Consider the following 17569-nt stretch of genomic DNA (forward strand, 5'->3'; position numbering starts at 1 on the left):
TATTTTTTGATTAATTTTATGTTAACTAATCAAATATTATGAAAAAACGGGCTGCTGTAGCAGTATTTCTGCTAGGTATTTCATTTACGGTTTTAGCTCAGGTTAAAAGAACTGCAACACAAACATCAACGGCGAAAGAAACAAACACTCAGCAATCAAGAGTACAGGCACCTGAGGGGCATTACTGTGATTATTGCAAAGTAAATTATCCGGAATCTCACTTTCCTTGCATCATGAAATCTATTAAGGGTAAACTGGATGTGACAACTGGTGAGGTAAGTTTTGTTGCAGGGCAACCTATTGGCGGCATTGTAGTTAAAGGCGGTAAAAACCCGGGGGCAATACCATTACACTTGTGACCAACCAAAATGGAGAAATGGAATTTAATAATACCAGCATGGGGAGTTATAAATTTACCATTTCAGTACCTTCCACTAATCCCAAATCGAGGGTGGCAGGATCGCCAATTGGAGGAATAATTGTTAAAGGCGGTAAAAATCCCGGTGGAAGTTTAATTACGTTAATGACAAACGAAAATGGAGAAATAGAACTGAATGACCTTCCTGCAGGGTTATATAAATTCACAACACTGGGTGCTTCGGAAACTGAAAAAACTAATCCTATGTATAAATCGGGTTATTCAGAAAAGACCAACCCCTTATCTAAAAACTAAATTCGTTAAATTTACACTACATTCCATTTTTGGCACTATTATGGAATCTTTCGGGTTTGTGCATCTTTAAATTGTTACACATTTAAAACACACATTATGAAACGTTTAAATTTAATATTGAGCCTTACATTTCTTTCGATAGGATTTCATTCTTTTGCCCAAACCAATAAAGAAACTACAGTAAAAATTGTAGCAGATAAAAATTATACTTTTGTTGCCAACTCAGCCTTGCCAATGTCGAACAATGATGTTAACAGAGTATTAGCAATGATGCCAGGCGGCCAGGGAGGCTCTTCAATAAACCTAACGGGATCGCAATACGATGTAAAGGTTACTAAAGACAGTATTGTTGCATATCTTCCTTATTTTGGAAGGTCTTTTTCTGCTCCGATGGATCCGACACAAGGTGGTATTAAATTTACCTCAAAAAAATTCTCCTACACCGAATCGAAAAATAAAAAAGGAACCTATATTATCCAGATTGATACTAAGGATGTAACAAGAGAAAATTATCGGTTTACTATTAATATTTCGACCAATGGTTATGCTTCGCTAACTGCTAGCAGCATGAATAAACAACCTATCATTTTTAATGGTTATTTAGACGAGCCGAAGAAACAGGATTAGGTACTTGTCATCCTGAGGGATAATATTTATTGTATAAAAATCAATATGAATCCCTTGAGAAATCGTCATTCCCAACTTGATTGGGAACCACGGAGTGCTCATGAATGCCCTTGAAACAAGGGAATACTTATGAATAATCTTAAAACGCTTGCATTAAGATTCCCGCATGCGCGAGAATGACGACCGAAATAGTGGATTCTGTCAATGGTAGCCTGTCGAAGGGCCTACTTAAATTCGTATTAAAGCATTTCGACAAGCTCAATGTGACATATCGATAATTAAATTATTTCTTAATCAACTCGATCTGAAATATATGGGGCCATTTCTTGCCGGCTACAAAAAGCCTTTTGCCTGCCTTATCGTAAGCAATTCCGTTTAATACATTATTGGCCTTTTCATCTTCGGTTTTAAAGTAATCAGCTGGTAATAATCCAGATAAATCAATCTTGCTTTCAACGGCCCCCGTTTCCGGGTTGATGATCATGATTTCATTGGTTGTATACACGTTTGCATAAATTTTACCATCAATAATTTCAAGTTCATTCAGATTTTGAATCGGGCCCTTATTATCAAAAACATCAATCGAACCAATTTTCTGATAGGTATCCTTATTCAGAAAAAAGATCGTGTTTGAACCATCGGTATTCAATACTTTCTCTCCATCAAAAGCCAGGCCCCAGCCTTCTCTGCCTGTAGTGTAAGAAAACTCGGATAGTTTTTTGAAGGTAGCTTTATCATAAACAAAGCCTACTTTTTCGCGATAAGTTAGCTGAATAATCTTGTTTCCAATCACGGTTATGCCTTCGCCAAAATACTGCTTATCTAAATCTGTTTTCTGAAGAATTTTCCCGGTTGATGGATCTACTTTACGCAAGCTGGAATGACCATAATCGCCGGCACTTTCGTAGAAGAAACCGTCATGGTATTCTAAACCTTCTACATACGAAGAGGTATCGTGGGGCAGGCTCTTAATCACTTTATAAGTATATTCAGTGGGTGCCTGAGCCGCCAGCACATTAATATTTGAAGTTAGATCTTCTGATTTTCCCGCATCAAATATTTTGGCAGTTAGCAGGTGATTACCCAATTTTAAACCCGCTGTTTTAAGTTTGATGGCTGAAGTATCAGTTTTTGAAGCTACTTTAACGGTATCGATCAAATAAACTACCGAATCTACTTTTTGCTCGGATCCAAACTGTACCTTCACATCAAATTCATTTCCAGATGGTACATTAAGACCGGTTAAAGGAGAAATAAAGCTACGGTAAGTTGTGGTAGAGTGGTCTTTACAAGAACTCACGAATGCAAGTGCAATTCCAATAAATAAGAAATTTTTAATAGGGTTAATCTTCAGGCCAAAACGCATCTTCTATATGGTTTAATTTATAATTTTTATTTTTTGTAAAGGTAATCGCAATAATATCAAAACGGATATCATTTTGATGATTCATGATGTCAATATAGGCATTAGCGGCCAATTCCATCTGAATTTGTTTCGCTTTGTGTACAAATTCTTCTGGTTCGCCAAAAGCAACCGAACTCCGCGATTTAACCTCTACAAAAACCATAATGCCATTTTTATAAACAATTAAATCTACCTCTGCCTTACCATGCGTCCAGTTTTCATCCAAAACCTCATAACCCTGATCTTCGAGATATTGTTTGGCAATTTTTTCGCCTTCTTTACCTAAATCATTATGGAGCGCCATATCTAATTATTGAATGATCGAATTTTTCATTGGACAATCGTCATACTGGAAAAACCGTCATTTCGAGCGGAGTGCAACGCAGTCGAGAACCCGAAGGCTCTGCGAAGCAAAATCTGTTTAGATAGATCTCTCCATTTCGCTAAGCTTCAGTCGAGATGACGAAATCTCTACAGGACTCCAGTCATTTGTAATTTACTTAACAATAACTGAGCCCAGAAACTTAGAAATTTCTCTCTCTACACCTTTAATCACTCCATAACGTTGCATTAAAATCATCTGGTTATCCTCGTTCTTTTCTTCTTTAATTTCTTTCAACAGATTCATCAATATTTTTTTCGACTTTACGTTTTTTAAGGTGAAAAATGCCTCCTAAAATAGTCGCTTTTAAATTCATCGATTCATCTTTAACATAGATCAGATGTTTATTTAACCAGTTTTCACTTAAAGCGTACTCGGAAGTAGAAAGTGTAATCGCAAGATCGGCAATATCCCGATCTTCATGCTTAACAAAATGGTTCGATGTAGGTAATCTGCCATTGTCGATTTCTGATTTATAATAATCGATAATTCTTTTGCAAAGTGGATCATCAAATTCTACATCGCTCAGGTTTTGCATGATGAATGAACCGATGTACATATCATCAATTTTATCCCAGTTTACAAATTCGTGCCCGAAAGCTAACAACAAGCGCACAATTTCTTTTTCCTGGTGCTCATCCTCTTCTACGGGCTGCTCGTAACCCTTTGGGCCCGCACTGTCATCCCATAAATCATCAGGCGGGCCAAGTGGCTCAGGTGCACCGGGAGAATATGTTTTTGGACTTGATGAAGGGGTTGCACGCTGGTTGTTATCAAAGCTTTTTTTGAGCTTGGCCGAGCGCATTTTATTTAATTCACTCAGTAAGATATGTTCATCAATTTCAAGTAAACTGCTACACTCACGGATAAAAACAGATGCTTTAATCGGGTCAGGGATTTTGGCAATACTTTCTACAATATCACGGATAATACCTGCTCTTTTGATCGGATCGTTGCCCGCATCTTTAAGCAGCACATTCGCCTTGTATAAAATAAAATCTTTTCTATTCTCCTCAAGATAGGTTTTAAATGCCCCGGCGCCCACATGATGCATATAAGAATCAGGGTCATGGCCATCGGGGAAGGAAACGATTTTTACGTTCAGCCCTTCTTCCAGGATCATATCCAAGCCACGCAGAGAGGCTTTAATACCCGCAGCATCACCATCAAACAAAATGGTAATGTTCTGGGTAAAACGCCCGATCAGTTTAATCTGCTCTACCGTTAACGAAGTACCTGATGAGGCCACTACGTTTTCTATACCGGCCTGATGCACCGAAAGTACATCGGCATAACCTTCGGCCAGGTAACAGTTATCGAGATCGCGGATGGCTTTTTTGGCGTGGAACAAGCCATAAAGCACATTCGATTTGTGGTAAATTTCGCTTTCAGGCGAGTTTACATATTTGGGAACATTTTTATCGGTTTTAAGTGTTCTACCTCCAAAACCGATTATCCTACCGGTAAAGTTGTGGATGGGAAACATGACCCGACCGCGAAAGCGATCGTAAATTTTACCATTATCGTTTTTGATCGATAATCCGGTGGCTTCTAAAAACTCTAATTTATGACCTGCATTGGTTGCGCTTTGCGTCATCGCATCCCACACGTCAGGAGAATAACCAACCTCGAATTTTTTCAAGATATCTTCCCTGAAACCACGCTCTTTAAAATAGCTCAGGCCTATCCCCCTGCCCTCATCTGTTTCCCAAAGCTGTTTTACGAAAAACGCAGCAGCATATTGTGAAACAACGTAAAGGCTTTCTTTTGCGCTTTGTGCTTCAGCATCCTGCGGACTGAGCTCGGTTTCCTCAACTTCAATATTGTATTTATTGGCTAAAAATTTGAGCGCTTCCGGATATGAATATTTTTCATGATCCATAATAAAGCGCACTGAATCGCCCCCTTTACCACAACCAAAGCATTTATATATGCCCTTAGTTACAGATACGTGAAATGATGGTGTTTTTTCGCCATGGAAAGGGCAATTACCAATTAAACTGGTTCCGCGTTTTTTAAGTGCACAAAATCCCCAACTACCTCCTCAATGCGGGCGGTATCCATTATCTTATCTATCGTTTCGCGGTTTATCATACCCCAAACCCCTTAAGGGGCTTTTACCTTTCTTTTAATGTAAAAAATATTTTCTTCGGTTCGCAATGAAGAATCGGCTTGTTTAAACACAAAGATAACAGAGAAAAAATACAAAGAACGCAGAGAAAATTTCTTTGTGTTCTTTGCGAAATGCTTTGCGGGCTCTGCGGTTTAAACCCCTATTATTTAACCAAAGGCAATAACTGATCAGCCACCAATTTATTACCGGTTTCGTTCAGGTGTACTCTATCAACTGTTAAAATGCCTTTTTCTTTATCTTCAGAATTATTTTTCGCTTCGTATTCTGCGAAAATCTTTCTTAAATCGCATACCGGAAGGTTGTTTTTTACAGCCAACTCTCTGATTCCGGCAGCATATTTATTTAAATCGGCATCTAACTCATTGGTACCATCTTTTTTCTCGCCAACAACTGATGGGGTAACCAATACCACTTTGCTACCTACGCCCTGTATTTTATTGATCAAAGCCTGATAAAACTTTAAATATTTATCATAATCGGTTCCGGTATGGGAAGATTGTTTATGCCACACATCATTAATACCCACATAAATCACTACTAAATCAGGTTTCTTGTTCAAAACATCATCTTCTAAACGCAGATAAAGATCATAAACTTTATTGCCGCCTATACCAGCACCAATTACATCGTATTTTGTAGAATCTAGTGATTTTTTGATCAGGGTTACATATCCGTTTTTAGAAACACCCTGTTGGGTAATCGAATCACCGAAAAAGATAATCCGTTTTGGTTTAAATGTCATTGAGGTTAATGCAATTAAGCAAAAGCTTAGTAAAATACTCGTTTTTATTACTGTTTTCATCGTGTATAATTGGTTAGGTTATTTTTTATCGGTCTTTTTAAAATCCAGGTCCTGAAAATCGAAACTGAAATCGGTTAATGGAGAAATGGCTTCTATTTTAAAACCATCGGCCAGAGCATTGTTATCTAAACTGAAATTAACAAAGGCATCAGCATCCAAACTTCTGTCGTACCATTTTGCAATAAAGGTATTTCCCTTATAGTAAGTCATATCGCCCTTCAGTTTTGGCGCATTTTTGGCCTGAAAATGCATTTTACCGTTCACTTCACTAATGGTTACTTCGCCAAACCACGAATCGCGGAAAGTGCCATAGTAATTTTTAGCATCAGGTTTCGAAGTTGATAATTTTTGTTGAGCAGCAATATCATTCCAAACTTTGGCGACCATTTCATCAGCCTGTTTTTCGTTTCTTAACCTGTTATCGTTGTAGGTTTTAATCCTGTCCTGACCTTTGATTCCCAAATAACCATCTTTGATCGAATTGGTAATGGAGTTAAAAGCAGCTCCGGATTGCTGGTTTGTTAACACGATAATACCCAGTTTCAGTTCAGGCAGAATGGTAACCTGTGTTACAATACCTGATAAACCACCAGTATGTGTAGCCTGAAAATTACCATTAACGTTACTCAAAAACCAGCCTAAACCGTAAGTGCTAAAAGCAGCCGGATTACCACCTGCGATAATGGTTTGCGGGGTCCAGAGTTCTCTCGCCACAGCAGGGCTGAATAACCTTTTATCAAGGGTCTCTCCATATTTACCACCGTTGATCATCGCCATTACCCATTTGCTCATATCGGTAACATTTGAGTAAATCCCTCCTGCTGCATTGGCGATTTCGCCAAAGCTTAAGCCTACGGGAAGCAGTTTACCTTCGTAAGGTGCGTGTCCGTCAATTACATTCGATTTATCTTTTAAGCGGTACCATGAAGCTGCCGTTTTAGTCATCCCCAAAGGTTTAATAATTCTTCCTTCAATAAAATCTTCGTAAGTAGTTCCAGAAACCCTTGCTACCACTTCTCCGGCAACAATGTACATCAGGTTATCGTAATCGTATTTGGTACGGAAAGAGGAAACCGGTTTTAAGTACCGTAAATTGTGAATGAGCTGCTTTTTATCCACAGTTGATGAATCGGGCCAGATCATTAAATCGCCTGCGCCTAAACCTAAACCACTGCGGTGTGTAAGCAAATCGCGGACGGTAAACTCACTGGTTACGTAGGCATCGTACATTTTAAACTCAGGAATTATATCGGTCACTTTTGTATCCCAGGTAATTTTCTTTTCATCAACCAGCATACCTAAAGCGGCCGCTGTGAAAGCCTTTGTATTTGATGCAACACCAAAAAGGGTATTCTCATCAACCTTTTTATTGGTCCTGATGGAGCTTACCCCGTAACCTTTTAAATGAATAATTTTACCATCTTTGATTACAGAAACTGCAATTCCGGGAACATTAAAGGTATTTAACGTTTTTTCGACCACACTATCGATCTGTTTTGAAGAAAGCACCTGTGCCTGCACATGGATACCCAAAAACAGCAATAAAGCAATGGATATTTTGAATTTTACAGAAGAAAAAAGTTGCATATTAATCGGTTTAAATAATCGTTTAAAGATAATAAATCTTTTAGGCGATAGTTGAATCCTTATTTGCCCTTTTCGAGTTTGTAATCTTTATGTACAATTAAAAAACTTGCCCGTTCTTCTTTTTTGAAAGGATAATCCCAGTTACCCTGATAGGTAATTTTGGTTGGTAATTTATCTTCTCCGAAATAACCCATTTCTATATTCATCTGTACATCAAAATCAAACAACATATTGCTGTATTTCATGTCGACATAACGGCCAAGAATATTAAAATTCCGTTTATCAAAAATGGTAACCAGTTCTTTGATCATGATGCCATCTTTTGTCCAGCTGCTCAAATCAGGTTTAACTGAAACCTTGAAACGATAAACCGGGATAGAATCGAGATAAGTACCACTAGTGAAGCCATAATCATAATACTGGCGCATATTGGCCGAAAATATTTCGGTTTTACTACCGATAAAGGGCACTTTTACGGGTCTGCCTGGATTAAAAATCAAGGTTTTCAATTTGTCTTTATAACTTTCGTTTGTTCCACCCTTTCCATCAGGTTTTGGCGCATTCGGTACAAAATCAGTGTTATAAGCATTCATAAAAATGTAATCGAACATTTCTACGGTATATAACTGGTACTTTCCGTTTTTCTTATAAATTTTTCCGGTATCCTGTTTTACCAGGTATTCCATTTTATAAGGACCGCTATTGTTGTGACGGATTTTGCGGTAAATTTTTCCATCAACTTTGTTCTTTTTATCATAGCTGTAAATCCTGTTTTCGGCAATAAAAGTATAACGTTTCATATCCCTAAACGACTGATAAAAGGAAGTATCATACATCACCTTTCTGATAAATGTTTCTACATTTAACTTTTCGGCCTTAATATTTACAGCCGAATCGAGTACAATGGTTTTAATGGTGTCTGGATTAAAACGGTTGATTTCCTGCGCAAAACCTTTATAGAATAGAGATGTTAACAGTAAAAACAGAAAGACTTTTTTCATGCAAGTAAGATATGTAAAATGGAAAATGTGGGATGGAAAATGTAAAACGGATGATTGAAGATAGATAATGGAACTTGACTCCCCCATCACCCATCTTACCTATTTACATCTTCCATTCTAATTCCCTAATTGTTTTAAAGCAATATAAGCCATTAACCCGGTTGATATTTTCAAGGCGTCTTCATCCACATCAAACCTTGGTGTATGTACTGAATATTGTGTATCTTTTGTTGCATTCCCAGTACCTAAACGATAAAAACAGGCATCTGTTACCTGTGAGTAGAAAGAAAAATCTTCGGCGGCCATCCAGATATCTAAATCAACCACATTTTCTTTTCCTAAAAAATCTTCGGCAAAGGCCCTCGCGTTTGCCGTTAATTTCTTCGTTAATTAAAAATGGATATCCTCTATGAATATCGAAATCGCAGCTTCCGCCCATGCTTTCGGCAATGCCTTCGGCCATTTTTTTCATGCGTTTGTGCGCTTCATCTCTCCATTCTTCATCCAAAGTTCTGAACGTTCCTTCAATTTTTACTTCATTCGGAATAATGTTGGTTGCACCGTTGGCAATTACTTTACCAAAAGACAGCACTGATGGGATACGTGGATCAGCATTGCGGCTCACCACCTGTTGCAAAGCAATTATGATATGTGAAGCGATTACAACCGGATCGATATTTTGGTGTGGTTGTGCGCCATGACCACCTTTCCCGGTTACGGTAACATAAAGTTCATCTGTCGAAGCCATGTAAATACCAGAACGGAAACCCACTTTACCGGCATCAATCAATGGCATTACATGCTGACCAACAATATGATGTGGTTTTGGATTTTCGAGTACACCTTCTTTGATCATGATACTTGCTCCACCTGGTAAAAGTTCTTCAGCAGGCTGAAAAATCAGTTTAATGGTCCCGCCGAAATTATCTTTCATTTGATTTAGGATATAAGCTGTGCCCAAAAGTGAAGAGGTATGTACATCATGTCCGCACGCATGCATTACCCCATGATTTTTAGAACGGTAAGGTTTATCATTAGCTTCATGGATAGGTAAAGCATCCATATCGGCACGTAGTGCAATAACTTTGTCAGAAGACAGGTTTCCCTTAATTAAACCTACCACACCTGTATTGGCACAATCGGTATATTCGATGCCCCATTTTTTTAATTTATCCTTAATGAACAATGAGGTTTCGAATTCTTTGAACGATAATTCGGGATTGGCATGGATATGTTGACGATAACCTACTACATCGTTAAAAATGTGAGCGGCCAGTTCCTGTACTTTATTTTTGATCATTGGTTGTTGTGGTATCTAAAGTTGGTGCATTTATTTTTTCCCTAAAAATAAACAGTGTAGGGAAAGTTGGTCTGAGTTCGTTGATAAGGCGCTGTGCCTCTAAGCGGCTTCTGAAATCGCCCACCCGAACGTAATAGTTAGGTTCTTTATAGGTGAGGTAAGTATTTAACTGGGGATATAGCCCTTTAAAACGTGCCTGCTGGTTAAAAACCTCGCGCCGGTCTGATCCATAAAAAATCTGTACGCGGTAACCATAGCCTGAAACAATCGGTTTGCCAGGCTTTACCTCCCCTGAAGTTTTATAAACTTCTAAACGTTTAGCAATTAAACTATCGATTAAAGGATCTTTTATAACTGTTACTTCTCCTTTTTGTGCAAAAACAGTTATGGTAAGAAATAAACAAAATATAAAAGTTATTGTAGTTTTCATGAGCAAAATAATTGGCATTTGATGAGGAGATGTATCGTCTCACTTCTTCTTAACAACAAGAATGCCGAAATCGTTGCAAAAATCGGCATTCTTTATGGGTTAAGCAAATAGTTATCGTTTGGGAGAAAATCTAAAAGATTTTAGGGCTTATGAATGACAGAAAAATTTAAGAAGATAACCTCTTAGCAATGTCGTCATTTCGAGCGAAGTGCAGCGCAGTCGAGAAATCTTTTAAAAAATAGGTAATAGGTTAATAATAATTCAAAGATTTCTCCATTCCGCTGCCGTAAAAATCGGCACGCTTCAGTCGAAATGACTATTGATCACGATGATCGTGCAAATCAAAAAACCCAGATTCCTTTACGAAACCTGGGTTTTTAGCATTATTTCCAACAAGATATTCTTAATTCGCTTTCTTTTGCTCTAAGGTAAATTCGTAAACTGTCGGGTCGTATTTCATCATTGCGCCTGTAGCAATATCAACAATAAAACCAGGAATGAATAATAGATTTACCACAGATACGGCATTAAAAGTAGTTACGGGCTGGAAAGTTTTGGTTTCGTAACCATCAAGTTTTAAAGAGATGGTCTGTCCGGTAAATCCTTTTTTAAGGGTACTGCCATAGGTGTTACCCCTGCTTTAACCCCATCTACCTCAATGGTAGCGGCTGGAGGATTGGAATTGATTTGAACGGTTTGTTTTGTGCCCGTAAAAATAGTGGCGCAGCCAGATAGCAGCAATGTCGCTGAAACAGCGGCAATGTTAAAAATTCTTTTCATTTGTGTGTGTTTTTGTGTGTTTCCTACTCTTATGGCCTTTCGGTTACGCCCTGTTTTTTATGGTTTCCAGACTCCATTTTTAAGTTTATTCGTCAGTAAGAAATTGCCTACCAATTACAAATTGACTGTCACTAAATATAGTGCTTAATTGGAGAATTAAAAATTTAGTTTTTTAAAAAAACCCCGACAAAAAATGTCGGGGTTTAATAAGCTATTATATGTATTGATTATAAATTCGCGCCGTGGCAGTTTTTGTATTTTTTACCGCTACCGCAAGGGCAAGGTTCATTTCTGCCAACTGTTGCTTCTTTGCGGATTGGCTGTTGTGGAACAGCTTCACGTGTGTCGCCAAACTCAATGCCTGGCTCTTCTCTGCCAAACTCCTGTTTAGTGGTTTGCAACTTTGGTTGTTTTATCGGAGCTGGTGCTTCTCTCACCTGGTCTGGCTCTTGCTGAACCGGGATACCGCCTTTATATAAGAAACTCACTACTTCTTTATTTACTGCATTAAGCATGTTTTTAAATAAGTTGAAAGCTTCCATTTTATAAATTACCAATGGATCTTTTTGTTCGTAAACCGCATTTTGTACCGATTGCTTCAAATCGTCCATTTCGCGCAAATGCTCTTTCCAGCTATCATCGATTAAAGCTAAAACAATGGTTTTTTCAAATGACCGAACCACCTCTTTCCCTTTATTGTCGATTGCTTTCTTCAAGTCAACAGCAACCTGGATACCACGGATACCATCTGTAAACGGCACCACAATCTGTTCGATATGCTCTCCGCGCTCTTCGTAAACCTGGGTTAACACCGGTAACGATTGTTGAATAATGGCTTCCGATTTACGTGCATAAAATGCTTCTGCTTCTTCAAATAACTTCTCAGTTAACTGAGGGATATTGGTTGAAGAGAATTCTTTTTCGGTAATGACCGTATCTAAAGAGAAGTTTTTGATTACTTCCAGTTTGAAACCATCATAATTTGCTTCTTGTTTATATTCGCTTACGATATCTTCAGCAACATCGAAAACCATATTGTTCATATCCACATCCAAACGTTCGCCAAATAAAGCGTTTTTACGTTTAGCATAAATTACGGTACGTTGTGAGTTCATCACATCATCGTACTCCAATAAACGTTTACGGATACCAAAGTTATTTTCTTCTACTTTTTTCTGAGCACGCTCGATAGATTTGGTGATCATAGAGTGTTGGATCACCTCACCATCTTCGATACCCATGCGCACCATGATGCCAGAAATACGTTCTGAACCAAATAAACGCATTAAGTTATCTTCCAATGAAACGAAGAACTGTGATGAACCCGGATCGCCCTGACGACCTGCACGACCGCGTAGCTGCCTGTCTACACGACGGGATTCGTGACGCTCGGTACCTACAATAGCTAAACCGCCAGCTTCTTTAACGCCCGCGCCCAATTTAATATCCGTACCACGACCAGCCATGTTGGTTGCAATGGTTACCGTTCCTGCCTGACCAGCTTCGGCAACGATATCGGCCTCTTTCTGGTGCATTTTCGCATTTAATACATTATGTTTAATTCCGCGGAGTTTAAGCATACGGCTTAATAACTCTGAAATCTCTACAGAAGTGGTACCTACCAATACCGGACGACCAGCTTTTGGCTCCAATTGTCCTGTTTGAGGGTTAACCGCAGGGATTAACGCACCTTTAGCATCCAATTTAGGAACTGGTCTGCCAGTTTGGTCGAATTTAACAACCGGCTTGCCATCCTTCTGTTTTACATTACCTTCTTTATCTATTTCATATTCGGTTTCATAATGAGAATATGGGAAAACCAGATATTGTATCTCTTCAGCAACGGCATTATATTTTTCGCGAACGGTACGGTAAACATAATCCTGCTCATCAATCCTCGAAATATTTCTGTTGGTCGGGATTTCTACCACATCCAATTTATAGATCGACCAAAACTCACCAGCTTCTGTAGTTGCAGTACCCGTCATACCGCAAAGTTTGTGGTACATACGGAAATAGTTCTGCAAGGTTACGGTTGCATACGTTTGGGTAGCATCTTCAACCTTCACATTTTCTTTAGCCTCAATTGCCTGGTGTAAACCATCAGAGTAACGGCGACCATCCATAATACGACCTGTTTGCTCATCAACAATTTTGATTTTTCCTTCGTCGATGATGTACTCTACATCAATTTCGAATAAAGTATATGCTTTTAATAATTGGTTTACTGAGTGGATACGTTCTGCTTTTACCGAATAATCGCGCATTAAAGCATCTTTTTGAACCACTTTTTCTTCTAAAGGCAGATCAGATTTTTCTAATTCGGCAACCTCAGTACCTACATCAGGCAATACAAAGAAATGTGGATCTTCGCCCGATTGGGTAATCAGTTCGATACCTTTTTCAGTTAACTCAACCTGGTTGTTTTTCTCATCAATATAGAAATACAGTTCAGAATCTACCTTAGGCATATTCTTAGATTGATCTGCCATATAGTGGTTTTCGGTTTTCAACAACAAACCACGAACACCACTTTCACTTAAAAACTTAATTAAAGCCTTATTTTTTGGCAAACCACGGTAAGCACGCAATAAGGCTAAACCACCTTCGCCTTCTTCCGTTCCGCTGTTACCTGCGTTGATTAATTTTTTAGCCTCATTTAATGCCTGGGTTACATAAGCCTTTTGTGCATTAACTAAACGCTCAATGCGTGGTTTCAATTCATAAAACTCGTGTTCATCTCCGCGTGGAATCGGACCAGAAATAATTAAAGGGGTACGGGCATCATCAATCAAAACTGAATCGACCTCATCCACCATGGCAAAATGCAGCTTGCGCTGTACCAACTGATCTGGTGTTTGCGACATATTGTCACGCAGGTAGTCAAAACCGAACTCGTTATTGGTTCCGTAAGTAATATCTGCGGCATAAGCTTTTCTTCTTTCTTCTGAGTTTGGCTCATGTTTATCAATACAATCAACACTTAAACCATGAAATTCAAATAAAGGACCATTCCACTCACTATCACGACGGGCCAGGTAATCATTCACCGTTACAATGTGTACACCCTGTCCGGCCAATGCATTTAAATAAGCCGGCAATGTACTTACGAGGGTTTTACCCTCACCCGTAGCCATCTCAGCAATTTTACCACTGTGCAATACAATACCACCAATTAACTGTACATCGTAATGTACCATATTCCAGGCTACTTCAGTTCCTGCAGCATCCCACTTATTGGCCCATTGTGCCTTATCGCCAACAATTTTAACATTGTTTTTTCTTGCAGCATAATCTCTATCAAATTGTGTTGCAGTAACCTCTAAATAATCGTTTTCGCTTAAACGGCGTGAAGTTTCTTTAATTACAGCAAATGCCTCCGGAAGGATTTCCAAAAGCACTTTTTCCAATTCTGTATCGCGGTCTTTACCTAAGGCATCAACCTGATCGTAAATAGCCGTTTTTTCGTGAAGATCTAAACTTTCACTTTCTGCATCAGCTTTTAAAGCGGCAATTTTTCCATCAATCTCGGTTAAGAAATCAGAAATCCTGCTTTTAAATTCTATGGTTTTACCACGTAATTCATCGTTGCTTAATACAGACAGCTTACTGTAGTGCTCGTTAATTTTGACAACCAATGGTTGAATAGCCTTTATATCTCTTTCTGATTTACTTCCGAAAATCTTCGCTAAAAATCCTAACATTATATTTTAAATCGTATTTATTATTAAAAAAATGGTGTGTTACAACAACCAAGCCATTGTCTTCCTTAAGTCAGTTTGGCAGTTATTGGTATAAATGGGGGCTTAAATCTTGTAAAAAGATCTTTTGAGGAAAGGATAACTAGGGGCTGTTATTCTTTGGTTTTTTCCTGATTGTTAAATCGGCAATAATTTGATTTACGCTTACATATTTTGCAACTTTTACCGGAGCCTGCGTTCCAATTAAAGCCAGCCTGGTGTAGGATAATAAATAAGGGTTACGGTCTTCGTTAAGCTGGACCGAGCTTTTACCCGTAGCGTTTACACCTATATTGTGCTCATTACAATATTCATTTAATATCCTTAGCCCTTCAACGCGTTCGGCTTTTGCCAAATGTGTTAAGCTAAAGAATACAAGTGATATGGTAACGAAGTGTTTCATTAATAGCGGCAAAGCTAGTTTTAATCTTTTATAAAAAGAAATTACAGTTTAGCAAAAAGCGTACCTCAATCTTCCTGTCATTCAGAGCGCAGTGAAGAATCCTGCATCGAGGAATATCATAACCTTAACCAATACACTAAAATCATTGCCTACATTCGTAATGCTTCCAACACAATAGAGATCCTTCATTGCATTCAGGATGACAACTGAATGTTATTTAAACACTACTTCAGTAGCGCCATAGCCAAATTTTTCTTTCCTGGCATCCATGTACGTTTTTACATGTGGATTTTTACTGATCAGTTTATGGATTTTATCTCTTAAAGTACCATTCCCCGAACCGTGTATAAAAATGATCTTATCGAAATGATGCACCACCGCAGCATCCATCGCATTTTGGAAGTGATTGATCTGTATCTGCAACATCTCGTCTGCTTCCAGGAAATGATGATCGTCCCTTAGTTTTTCGATGTGCAGATCGATTTCTTTTTGGGGTGCCTCAACTGTTCGTTTTTCATCTGCAGTTTTAAAGAAACTTTCTTTTAATTTCTGTGGATCGATGGATACCGGAACGAGATCATCCAGACGGATGAACCAACCTTTATTCCTCAACTGAGGCAATTCCTTTTGTTCGATACTAAAATCTTTTGCCCTAAACTTCTTACGGATTACCAATGGATTGATAGGTTTCACATCAGCTTTGCTAAATACCAAAACCTGAAAGTTAAATTCCGGCCAAAGATCAAGATCAGCCAATGATGCGGAATAAACTAAAGTGGAGCCATAAGATTCGATTATCCCATGAAAAGCACCTGCATATTTTTCTTTACGCTCGGTGGTTAGGCTGACCAATAAAATATTTGACGAATGGTTCTGCAGGTGAAAATGCACCACATTACCGGCCTTATCATCTGTAGCAACGGCAACATAAATGCCATTTTCGATTTTATTAATGCTTGGAATATTTACCTGGATGGGTTTTGGCGCATCCAATTCTTCGGCAACCAAACCATGACCATGTACAGAAGTTAAATTACTTACCGAAACAGGAATTTCGAAACCATCTTCATCGGTAACGCCCAAAGTTTGCGTATCGATAATTTTAGTTACATAACCCTCACGTTTTTCATCAACAAAACGCACAAAATCTCCCAGTTTAAATTTCATTTCTATTATTTTTTAGGCACAAAGTACACAAAGATTTTTAAGCTGTTTGCGTTAAAATGTCGTGCATGAAGCTATTTACTCCTTTAGTCTTTCAGCTTTTTGGCAGGGGTTTTCGATCTAATTCGCTGGTACAATCAAGAAATGTACTATTACACATCATATCTTCGGACTCCAGACTTTCGACTTCTGACTCAATTAATGCCTTGTATCGTTTCCGTGATAAATACTCAGGTAACTTTCATATCTCGAAACCGCAATTTCACCTTCGTTTACAGCTTCAATAACAGCACAGCCAGGTTCGTTAATATGCCTGCAATTATTAAAGCGGCAATCGTGCGAAGTTTTAAAGATTTCTCTAAAAAAATGACCTAGTTCTTCTTTTTCAATGTCGATTACACCCAGTTCCCTGATACCTGGTGAATCTACAATAAAACCTCCCTGCGGCAGTTCGAACATTTCGGCAAACGTAGTGGTATGTTGACCCTTATCACTCCAGTCTGAAACTTCACCAGTTCTTAAATCCCGATCGGGCATTAAAGCATTGATCAAACTTGATTTTCCTACTCCCGAGTGACCCGATATTAAGGTAATTTTATCTGTAATCAATTCCTGAATAACCGGAATGTTAATGCCTTTTAAAGCTGAAACTTCGTAACAGGCATAGCCGATATTTTCGTAGATATCTTTAAACTCCTGAAGAATTTCTAATCCCTCTTTACTAAACAGATCCAGTTTATTAAACACCAGTACAGCTGGAACATCATAAGCTTCGGCAGTAACCAAAAAACGGTCGATAAAACCCAACGAGGTACGAGGTGAGGCCAGTGTAACCACCAGCATGGCCCATATCCAGATTAGCGGCCAGTATCTGCGCCTGTTTGCTCAGGTTAATCGATTTGCGGATGATGTAGTTTTTACGCGGCAGCATTTCGTTTATCAAACCCTGATCGCTATCCTTTTCCAGATCAAATTTCACCCTGTCCCCAACCGCAATCGGGTTGGTAGTTTTAAGTCCTTTAATCCTGAATTTACCTACAATCCGGCAATCGTAGCGTTCGCCATTATCGGCCAAAACACTATACCAGCTCCCTGTAGATTTAATAACTAATCCCTGCATATTTGCGGTAAAGGTATGAAT

The 17569-nt window shown here is 38.6% G+C and carries 12 protein-coding genes and 5 pseudogenes; 3 read left to right on the plus strand and 14 right to left on the minus strand.

Annotated elements, in window-relative coordinates:
• The first annotated feature begins 38 nt into the window (after positions 1-38).
• The 3 genes from ACQ86H_RS26130 (at position 39) to ACQ86H_RS26140 (ending at position 1300) form a co-directional block, all read left to right on the plus strand.
• On the plus strand, positions 39-359 hold the full coding sequence (locus tag ACQ86H_RS26130) for a hypothetical protein (protein WP_431292988.1): 321 nt from the start codon (positions 39-41) through the stop codon (positions 357-359).
• A gap of 17 nt (positions 360-376) precedes the next feature.
• Positions 377-673 carry a hypothetical protein gene (locus ACQ86H_RS26135; RefSeq protein ID WP_431292989.1) on the plus strand — a complete coding sequence of 99 codons (297 nt, stop codon included), beginning with the start codon at positions 377-379 and terminating at the stop codon, positions 671-673.
• A gap of 96 nt (positions 674-769) precedes the next feature.
• Positions 770-1300, plus strand: a complete 531-nt coding sequence (locus tag ACQ86H_RS26140; RefSeq protein WP_431292990.1) for a DUF4251 domain-containing protein — start codon at positions 770-772, stop codon at positions 1298-1300.
• Between the two features lie 283 nt (positions 1301-1583).
• Here ACQ86H_RS26140 and ACQ86H_RS26145 read toward each other — a convergent pair whose 3' ends face one another.
• The 14 genes and pseudogenes from ACQ86H_RS26145 to rsgA form a co-directional block, all read right to left on the minus strand.
• A complete protein-coding gene (locus ACQ86H_RS26145; protein ID WP_431292991.1) occupies positions 1584-2666 on the minus strand; it encodes a glutaminyl-peptide cyclotransferase in 1083 nt (360 codons plus the stop codon).
• Positions 2644-3009 (minus strand): YraN family protein, encoded by a 366-nt coding sequence (locus ACQ86H_RS26150; RefSeq protein ID WP_138819720.1) that lies wholly within the window; start codon positions 3007-3009, stop codon positions 2644-2646. The genes ACQ86H_RS26145 and ACQ86H_RS26150 overlap by 23 nt, the downstream gene beginning before the upstream one ends.
• Positions 3010-3201: 192 nt before the next feature.
• A pseudogene (gene dnaG / locus ACQ86H_RS26155) lies at positions 3202-5181 on the minus strand (DNA primase).
• Positions 5182-5363: 182 nt separating this feature from the next.
• The gene (locus ACQ86H_RS26160; protein WP_431292992.1) at positions 5364-6023 is read right to left on the minus strand and encodes an SGNH/GDSL hydrolase family protein; all 660 of its coding nucleotides are present in this window, start codon (positions 6021-6023) and stop codon (positions 5364-5366) included.
• Positions 6024-6041: 18 nt separating this feature from the next.
• Positions 6042-7610, minus strand: coding sequence for a serine hydrolase (locus tag ACQ86H_RS26165; protein ID WP_138819717.1), 1569 nt, complete (start codon positions 7608-7610; stop codon positions 6042-6044).
• Between the two features lie 59 nt (positions 7611-7669).
• Entirely contained in the window at positions 7670-8611 is a 942-nt protein-coding gene (locus ACQ86H_RS26170; protein ID WP_138819716.1) for a hypothetical protein, read from the minus strand.
• A gap of 117 nt (positions 8612-8728) precedes the next feature.
• A pseudogene (locus ACQ86H_RS26175) lies at positions 8729-9911 on the minus strand (M20 metallopeptidase family protein).
• Positions 9898-10341: an SPOR domain-containing protein gene (locus tag ACQ86H_RS26180; protein ID WP_138819714.1), complete on the minus strand. Its 444-nt coding sequence runs from the start codon at positions 10339-10341 to the stop codon at positions 9898-9900. The pseudogene ACQ86H_RS26175 and the gene ACQ86H_RS26180 overlap by 14 nt, the downstream one beginning before the upstream one ends.
• A gap of 576 nt (positions 10342-10917) precedes the next feature.
• Entirely contained in the window at positions 10918-11121 is a 204-nt protein-coding gene (locus tag ACQ86H_RS26185; protein WP_431292993.1) for a PEGA domain-containing protein, read from the minus strand.
• A gap of 227 nt (positions 11122-11348) precedes the next feature.
• Positions 11349-12764 (minus strand): annotated as a pseudogene (locus tag ACQ86H_RS26190) (SEC-C metal-binding domain-containing protein); the annotation flags it as partial.
• Between the two features lie 174 nt (positions 12765-12938).
• Positions 12939-14825: pseudogene (gene secA, locus ACQ86H_RS26195) on the minus strand (preprotein translocase subunit SecA); the annotation flags it as partial.
• Positions 14826-14964: 139 nt separating this feature from the next.
• Entirely contained in the window at positions 14965-15264 is a 300-nt protein-coding gene (locus ACQ86H_RS26200) for a hypothetical protein (RefSeq protein ID WP_138819711.1), read from the minus strand.
• Positions 15265-15477: 213 nt separating this feature from the next.
• On the minus strand, positions 15478-16431 hold the full coding sequence (locus ACQ86H_RS26205; protein ID WP_431292994.1) for a Smr/MutS family protein: 954 nt from the start codon (positions 16429-16431) through the stop codon (positions 15478-15480).
• A gap of 195 nt (positions 16432-16626) precedes the next feature.
• Positions 16627-17548: pseudogene (gene rsgA, locus ACQ86H_RS26210) on the minus strand (ribosome small subunit-dependent GTPase A).
• Between the last annotated feature and the right edge of the window lie 21 nt (positions 17549-17569).

It is taken from the genome of Pedobacter sp. P26, assembly GCF_050632135.1.
GTDB lineage: Bacteria > Bacteroidota > Bacteroidia > Sphingobacteriales > Sphingobacteriaceae > Pedobacter.

Excerpts from the sequence above, each read along its gene's own strand:
- ACQ86H_RS26185 (WP_431292993.1), bottom strand. The coding sequence starts at position 11,121 with ATGAAAAGAATTTTTAACATTGCCGCTGTTTCAGCGACATTGCTGCTA.
- ACQ86H_RS26150 (WP_138819720.1), bottom strand. The coding sequence starts at position 3,009 with ATGGCGCTCCATAATGATTTAGGTAAAGAAGGCGAAAAAATTGCCAAA.
- ACQ86H_RS26140 (WP_431292990.1), top strand. The coding sequence starts at position 770 with ATGAAACGTTTAAATTTAATATTGAGCCTTACATTTCTTTCGATAGGA.
- ACQ86H_RS26160 (WP_431292992.1), bottom strand. The coding sequence starts at position 6,023 with ATGAAAACAGTAATAAAAACGAGTATTTTACTAAGCTTTTGCTTAATT.
- ACQ86H_RS26165 (WP_138819717.1), bottom strand. The coding sequence starts at position 7,610 with ATGCAACTTTTTTCTTCTGTAAAATTCAAAATATCCATTGCTTTATTG.
- ACQ86H_RS26180 (WP_138819714.1), bottom strand. The coding sequence starts at position 10,341 with ATGAAAACTACAATAACTTTTATATTTTGTTTATTTCTTACCATAACT.
- ACQ86H_RS26135 (WP_431292989.1), top strand. The coding sequence starts at position 377 with ATGGAATTTAATAATACCAGCATGGGGAGTTATAAATTTACCATTTCA.
- ACQ86H_RS26205 (WP_431292994.1), bottom strand. The coding sequence starts at position 16,431 with ATGAAATTTAAACTGGGAGATTTTGTGCGTTTTGTTGATGAAAAACGT.
- ACQ86H_RS26130 (WP_431292988.1), top strand. The coding sequence starts at position 39 with ATGAAAAAACGGGCTGCTGTAGCAGTATTTCTGCTAGGTATTTCATTT.
- ACQ86H_RS26200 (WP_138819711.1), bottom strand. The coding sequence starts at position 15,264 with ATGAAACACTTCGTTACCATATCACTTGTATTCTTTAGCTTAACACAT.
- ACQ86H_RS26145 (WP_431292991.1), bottom strand. The coding sequence starts at position 2,666 with ATGCGTTTTGGCCTGAAGATTAACCCTATTAAAAATTTCTTATTTATT.
- ACQ86H_RS26170 (WP_138819716.1), bottom strand. The coding sequence starts at position 8,611 with ATGAAAAAAGTCTTTCTGTTTTTACTGTTAACATCTCTATTCTATAAA.